This is a genomic window from Arthrobacter sp. Br18 (assembly GCF_000520555.1).
GTDB lineage: Bacteria > Actinomycetota > Actinomycetes > Actinomycetales > Micrococcaceae > Arthrobacter_D.
The window spans coordinates 1-5727 of record NZ_AZSA01000272.1; the positions used below are offsets into that span (position 1 = coordinate 1).

6 protein-coding genes and 1 pseudogene are annotated in these 5727 nt (G+C 62.5%); 6 read left to right on the forward strand and 1 reads right to left on the reverse strand.

The genetic code is table 11. The features are described from left to right. Window positions 1-536: pseudogene (locus Y704_RS18230) on the reverse strand (IS1380 family transposase); the annotation flags it as partial. Here Y704_RS18230 and Y704_RS0101855 point away from each other — a divergent pair. The 6 genes from Y704_RS0101855 to Y704_RS0101890 all read left to right on the forward strand — a co-directional run bounded on the left by Y704_RS0101855 (window position 511) and on the right by Y704_RS0101890 (window position 5452). After that, window positions 511-1020, forward strand: coding sequence for an IS3 family transposase (locus Y704_RS0101855; protein ID WP_026548865.1), 510 nt, complete (start codon window positions 511-513; stop codon window positions 1018-1020). The pseudogene Y704_RS18230 and the gene Y704_RS0101855 overlap by 26 nt on opposite strands. A 48-nt stretch (window positions 1021-1068) precedes the next feature. Next, window positions 1069-1485, forward strand: a complete 417-nt coding sequence (locus Y704_RS0101860) for a GNAT family N-acetyltransferase (protein ID WP_026548866.1) — start codon at window positions 1069-1071, stop codon at window positions 1483-1485. Between the two features lie 642 nt (window positions 1486-2127). Next, window positions 2128-2814, forward strand: coding sequence for an ABC transporter ATP-binding protein (locus Y704_RS0101875; protein ID WP_253904197.1), 687 nt, complete (start codon window positions 2128-2130; stop codon window positions 2812-2814). A 13-nt stretch (window positions 2815-2827) separates the two neighbouring features. After that, window positions 2828-4372 carry a DUF6297 family protein gene (locus Y704_RS0101880; RefSeq protein ID WP_155850167.1) on the forward strand — a complete coding sequence of 515 codons (1545 nt, stop codon included), beginning with the start codon at window positions 2828-2830 and terminating at the stop codon, window positions 4370-4372. A 61-nt stretch (window positions 4373-4433) separates the two neighbouring features. Further along, entirely contained in the window at window positions 4434-4784 is a 351-nt protein-coding gene (locus Y704_RS0101885) for a hypothetical protein (RefSeq protein ID WP_026548870.1), read from the forward strand. A 152-nt stretch (window positions 4785-4936) separates the two neighbouring features. Continuing rightward, on the forward strand, window positions 4937-5452 hold the full coding sequence (locus Y704_RS0101890) for a putative immunity protein (RefSeq protein WP_026548871.1): 516 nt from the start codon (window positions 4937-4939) through the stop codon (window positions 5450-5452). Window positions 5453-5727: the final 275 nt, after the last annotated feature.

Sequence of the window (5727 nt, forward strand, 5' to 3'; positions counted from 1 at the left end):
ACGGTGTAGCGCATCCCATCGACATCAGTGATCCTTAGTTGCGCGCCGACATGGGGTACTTCCTTGCGGACGATGACCCGCATCCCGGCAGGCCAGAAGGACAAGTCCAGCATGCCGGTGATATCGGCGACCCACGCCCCGTCGCGCTCCACTCCGTCGCTGTTATAGGCGCGCGTCCACGCAGTCCTCGGGATTCGGGGCAGGACCGCTTCGACGGCCCCGTGGAGCGGGAATCCCACCGAATAACCCAGGTTCCGGCGCTTACTGGTAAGCCAGTCCAGAAACCCGTGGGTGCCGCCGGCGGAGTCGGTGCGGATCATCACTTTCCTACCCGACCGGAATCCTGCCGGCAACTGCTCCAGGGCGTCCCTGGTGACCTGGATGTGATCGGAGGCGGTGTTGGACCCGGCGTTCCCGGGACGCAGCAGCACCGCCAACGGTTCCCCGGTGCCCTCGGCCCCGTGATCCACGAACGCAGCCAGCGGGTGGAAGCCGAAGCCTTTCTTCCACATCGGACGGGCGCCCTCCTTCTCCGAATCCAAGACCTGGGAGGGCTGGGTGTATCTGGCGACCGTGATCGACGCTCACAGCCGCCGTGTGATCGGCTGGGCCATCGCTGAGCATATGCGCACCGATCTGATCCAGGACGCCCTGCGGATGGCTTTGACCTTGCGGCAGGATCCGCCGGCGCAGGTAGTCTTCCACAGCGACCGTGGGACTCAATACGCCTCAGCGCAAATCACCGAGTTCGCTGCCGCCCACGGCATCACCCGTTCCATGGGCTTGACCGGTATCTGCTGGGACAACGCGATGGCCGAGAGCTTCTTCGCGACGTTGAAGACCGAGTTCTACTACCGCCACGTCTGGCCCACCCGGGCACGCGCGGCCCGGGAGGTCGGGGCCTGGATAGAGGACCGCTACAACCGACGCCGCAGGCACTCCTCGATCGGGCAAATCAGCCCTGTGGACATCGAGATGCAATACTCATCAGAGCAGGCCGAAGTTCAACTCGCCGCGTAACCCGTGTCCACTATCCGGGGTCAAGGCCACAACTTCTAGAGTGGTGTCATGACTATGCGCTACTTTTTCTCCGCGGAAGTGGGCAGGGTCGATCGGTCTCGTGTCCACCGATGGTTGAGCGAGCAGTCCTATTGGGCGAAGGGGCGATCCCGTGAGAAGCAGGATGCAGCTATCGATGCGTCTCGAAACTATGGGGTGTACGAGAGCGGAACCGGTGAGCAGGTTGCCTACGGTCGCGTCGTGACTGATGGCGCTACATTTGCATGGTTCTGCGATGTGTTTGTATCGACCGAGGTGCGCGGGCTAGGCATCGGGAAGATGCTTGCGGCCGGCGTCGTGGAGAATCTGGAACCTCTAGATCTGAAGCGGATCTTGTTGTCGACCGGTGATGCGCATGGGTTGTACGCCCAATATGGCTTCGCCCCATTGACCGAGCCGTCAAAGATGATGGCCCGCGTTCGATAGACCATCCTTCACCGAAGCTGACGGCTTCTTGCCGACTGGGATTCGACAGGCCATAGGAGTGGGTTTTCAGCTTTTCTGGTTTTCGGCGTGGTGTGGTGCTGGGGCGGAGCGTTGTAGTAGGAGAGGTAGCGTTCCTGCCAGGCAGATGATGCTCGTTGTGATGATGAGGGCCCGGTAGTCGATCGTGCTGATTAGTGCTGCCGCGATCATGTTGGCCACAACTTGGGGGACGTTGATGAGCATGCTGGTCGCAGCTGAGGTTCTTCCTTGGAGGCGTGGGGGGGCTTTCGGTTTGGCGGAGGGTGATGAAGGCGATGACGGTCCAGGTGACGCTGAGTCCTGTGATGACGGAGCCTGTAAGCACGATGGGCACATTTGGGATGGCTGAAGCGAGCACGGCGATGCCGAGCAGGATAACGCCGAGGATGATGACGGTGCGGATGCCGAGCTTGCGTATGAGGATGCTTGCGGTGAGCCCGCCGATGATTGCCGTGGCGCCTTGGACGCTGACGAGCACGCTGAGGAATTCAGGTGGCATGCCCAGGTCCCGTCGGCCTCTAGAGATGTTGGTCCCGGGGTTGTTGGACCCTCGGCTGATGTAGCAGTCAGTGCCCCTGCAGGTCTCCCGTTTAGGGTGGATGAATGGGTGGTGTGGGGGTCGTGCTCGAGGCGGATCGATTGTTGGCGGGATATGTAGGAGCTCCTGTGTGTGGGGAGGTTTCGTGTCGGGTTGCTGCGGGTGAGGTCCTTGCGGTGGTGGGTTTCAACGGTGCCGGGAAGTCGACGGTGGTCCGTACCCTGGCGGGCCGTCAGCAACCGTTGGCGGGGGACGTGCGGGTGCATGGTATGCCGGTGATGCCCGATGCTGTGCTGTTTCGCCGTCAGGTGGCGGTCTTGTTCGACGAGGATGTGTTCTTTCCGGCGTTGACGGTTCGGGAGCATCTTTTGTTGGTCGCCCGTGGCCATGCGTTGGATCCTGCTGAGGACCTGGTCGACGCGGAACTGCTCTTCTTCGGCTTGGTGGAGCGGGCTGATGCTGTCCCCGATGCCCTGTCGTCCGGGCAGAGGCGACGCTTGCTCCTGGCGGCGGCCTTCATCCGCCCGTCGTCCCTGCTGATCCTTGATGAGCCGGAGCAGCGCCTGGACCCAGTGATGCGGGACGCCTTGGCTCAACGGATTCAACAGCGTGCCGTTGCTGGCACGGCGGTCGTGCTTGTCACGCACGATCCTCGACTGCTCGTCCGGACGGCGACGGCCTGCCTGGTCATTGACGACATCGTCCAGGCAGTCGATACGGAGCGGGGAGCGCAGATCATTGCAGGTTCCTGACTCGACGCAAACCATGATCGGACACGACACGTCCGGGGCGGACACGTTGCGGGGCGCCCGGGACCTGACCCGGGACGTTGTCGCCTTCACCCGGCACAGGACCAAACAGTACAACAGGGCTCGGTCGTCTCTTCGTGACCTCTTCATCGATGTGTACTCGAACGCATTGGCTCTGGCCTGCGTGGCGACCATGGCGGCGTCTCTTGTCTTCGCCCTCCGCGATGAGATCGCAGGGCAGGACCTCAATGGGGCGAGACTGACAGCGGCACGCTGGCAGGTGCTGCCTGCTGAGTTCCGGTGGATGGCATTGACCTACCTGGCACTCATCGGGATCCTGCTCATGGCCCGCCGGTTGGGGCCTGTGACCGTGAGTCGCGCGGAGGCCGCGTGGTGGTTGCCGCTGCCAATTGATCGGCGGCCGATGGTCCTGCCCCCTTTCCGGCGTCGCCTGGTTGCGTTCGGCGCCGCGGCTTCGATCGCCTATCTCCCTTTCAGCCTGCTAACTGGTATCGACCGGTCGGCTTGGGCGCATGCCATCTCGGCGGGAACCTTCGGTGTCGGAGTTGTCCTGGCTGTTACCAGCGCTGCGGCCCTGCAGTTGAATCCGCAATCCTCACGCTTGATCCGCGCTGTGTGCTTCGTCGGGTTCACGCCGGTGGCCGTGCTGCCGTTCCTCGCGCCCGCGATATGGCCCTTAGTTGTCGTGCTCATCGGGGCAGTGATCCTCATCGTGTACGTGCTTCCCCGTGCAGGCGACGTTGATGGTGCTGACCTACAGCGCGGTGGATCCGTGTCGGGACACGCGGGAGCGTCTGTGTTCTTCATGGACTTCAACGAGCTACGTCGTGCGCTGGCTGCCGCCCCGCGGCTCCCTTCCAGCAGGCGTGGCTCGCGTTTCTACGCGTGGCCGACCCGCTGGGCTTTCTCCGCAGTGGTGCGCGCCGATATCGTGGTGTTCCTTCGCCTGCAACCCCCACCTACCGGTCCGGTGGTGTGGCTGGTGATCTGTGTCTGCGCGGCCCTGATCACCCCAGCCCTTCCCGCCGTGCTCCAGCTCGGCGTGATCCTCATCGGTGGCTGCGTCACCGCTGCAGGAACCGGGACGGTTGCCCGCCGGACGGCCGTGGTCGCCGGGCTCGACGCGCTTGTGCCCGTCTCTTCGACACAGTTGCGATGTAGCCGCATGCTCATGCCCGCCCTGACGATGGCGGCGTGGATGGGCGCACTAACTGCCGTGTTCGTGGTCCTGGGATCCACGGATCCTTCCCTCATGCTGCTCGGGGTGATCGCCGGTCTGGGGATGGGAGCAGGAGCCGTCCGCGCAGCAACACGACCCCCAACAGACTGGACGACACCCCCCGTGGAGACGCCCTTCGGATCCATCCCACGGGACCAGGCATCATCTCTCCTGCGCGGGACGGACATGACCGTCCTAGCAATGATCCCGGTCCTGCTCACCCTGTACCTCGGGACTGTTCACCCTTGGTTGATCCTCACCCAATGCATCGCCAGCCTCATAGCCATCACCGTGCAGGCATCAACCCCAACCGAACGATAAGGATCCTGCTGCGAGACATTGCTTCGATGGTTGTACAGGCACTTGTGCGTAGGATCGACGAATGATTCCTACACATTGGACGCCGTATTACCGGGAGAACGACGGTGAGCTTCTCGGGTACCTCGTGCCAGAGGGTGAGGCCTTCGTCCCCGTGACAGTTTTCGGGTATGGACTCGATACAGCCTCAGATGAGTACGATGCCTCCCAGGTCCTAGAGAACACTGGATTGAGCTACCTGGCGGATACATGGGTGCTTTCGATCGAAGATCGCGATGATCCGATCAGTGTGCAGATCGTCGAAGCGAGCCCTCGTGCACTGCGCGTAAAAAGCGTGGATTACGGGTGGGAGCAGGACTACGGCACTCTTATTGACCTGCCCGTACCCGAGTCAGGCAATCTTCAACGTCGATGACGGAGGCGATGTCGGCACCCCCGTTAGAGGATCCGCTGCCGGTCCAGGCCAAACGCAGGTGTGGTTGATTCGTCCGCTTAGATGGTTCCCTGTCCGATCTGGCATCAGGGCTAGGTTGCCGTTGGGACGCGCGGGGAGTATGAACCAGTCATATGATCCTTCCTGCTGTTCGCGATCTTCGCCTCGTGTCCATCCGACGCGGTGGAACTCTCACCGAGATCGATCACCAGTTCCTGGCGCTATGGGCGGCCACCTGCGCCGAGCATGTACTGGTTCTGTTCGAGGAATTGGACCGCGGGGATAGTCGACCTCGGGAGGCGATCGAAGCGGCACGGGCCTGGGCACGCGGCGAAACGAAGATGATGCTGACCCGTGCAATAGGAGGGCACGCCATGGGTGCTGCGCGTCCTCTGCGTGGTGCCGCACGCTTCGCGGCGTACTCAGCCGGCCAAACGGCCTGTGTCGCTCACGTCCCCGAACACGATCTGGGTGCCGCCGCCTACGCCATCAAGGCCGTTGCAGCTGCAGCACCCGAAGGTCAAAAACGAAAAGCTGCGCGGGCCGAGCGTGACTGGCAGCGCCGACAAATTCCCGAGCACCTCCGTACCCTTGTCCTTGAAGACCAGGACCGCCGAAGCAGCATCTGCTGGTCTGTCTTCGACGACTGAAGCGTCAACGATAGGTGTCCGTTCACCCATCCATCAGCGTGCGTGGTCAAGGGACAACTGCTTTGCTGACACTTTCTACCCCCAAGCCGGGGCGTCCTGCGGCGGCTGGCAGTCTGGGTAGATGGGAATCAATAGAGAAGCGCTCTACTCACCGTCAAGCAGGTCGCTGTCCCGTGGTGTTCGCGCGGCTAGGGCGTGTCTCCTAAATCTTCGGGGTGGTCTTTGGAATGATGGGTGCGTGCCACGTACTACTCTTTTGACCGATTCCCAGTGGG

What these genes read in the sequence shown, in the direction of transcription:
- Y704_RS0101860 (WP_026548866.1), top strand. Translation starts at nt 1,069, where the DNA reads ATGACTATGCGCTACTTTTTCTCCGCGGAAGTGGGCAGGGTCGATCGG.
- Y704_RS0101875 (WP_253904197.1), top strand. Translation starts at nt 2,128, where the DNA reads ATGGGTGGTGTGGGGGTCGTGCTCGAGGCGGATCGATTGTTGGCGGGA.
- Y704_RS0101880 (WP_155850167.1), top strand. Translation starts at nt 2,828, where the DNA reads ATGATCGGACACGACACGTCCGGGGCGGACACGTTGCGGGGCGCCCGG.
- Y704_RS0101885 (WP_026548870.1), top strand. Translation starts at nt 4,434, where the DNA reads ATGATTCCTACACATTGGACGCCGTATTACCGGGAGAACGACGGTGAG.
- Y704_RS0101890 (WP_026548871.1), top strand. Translation starts at nt 4,937, where the DNA reads ATGATCCTTCCTGCTGTTCGCGATCTTCGCCTCGTGTCCATCCGACGC.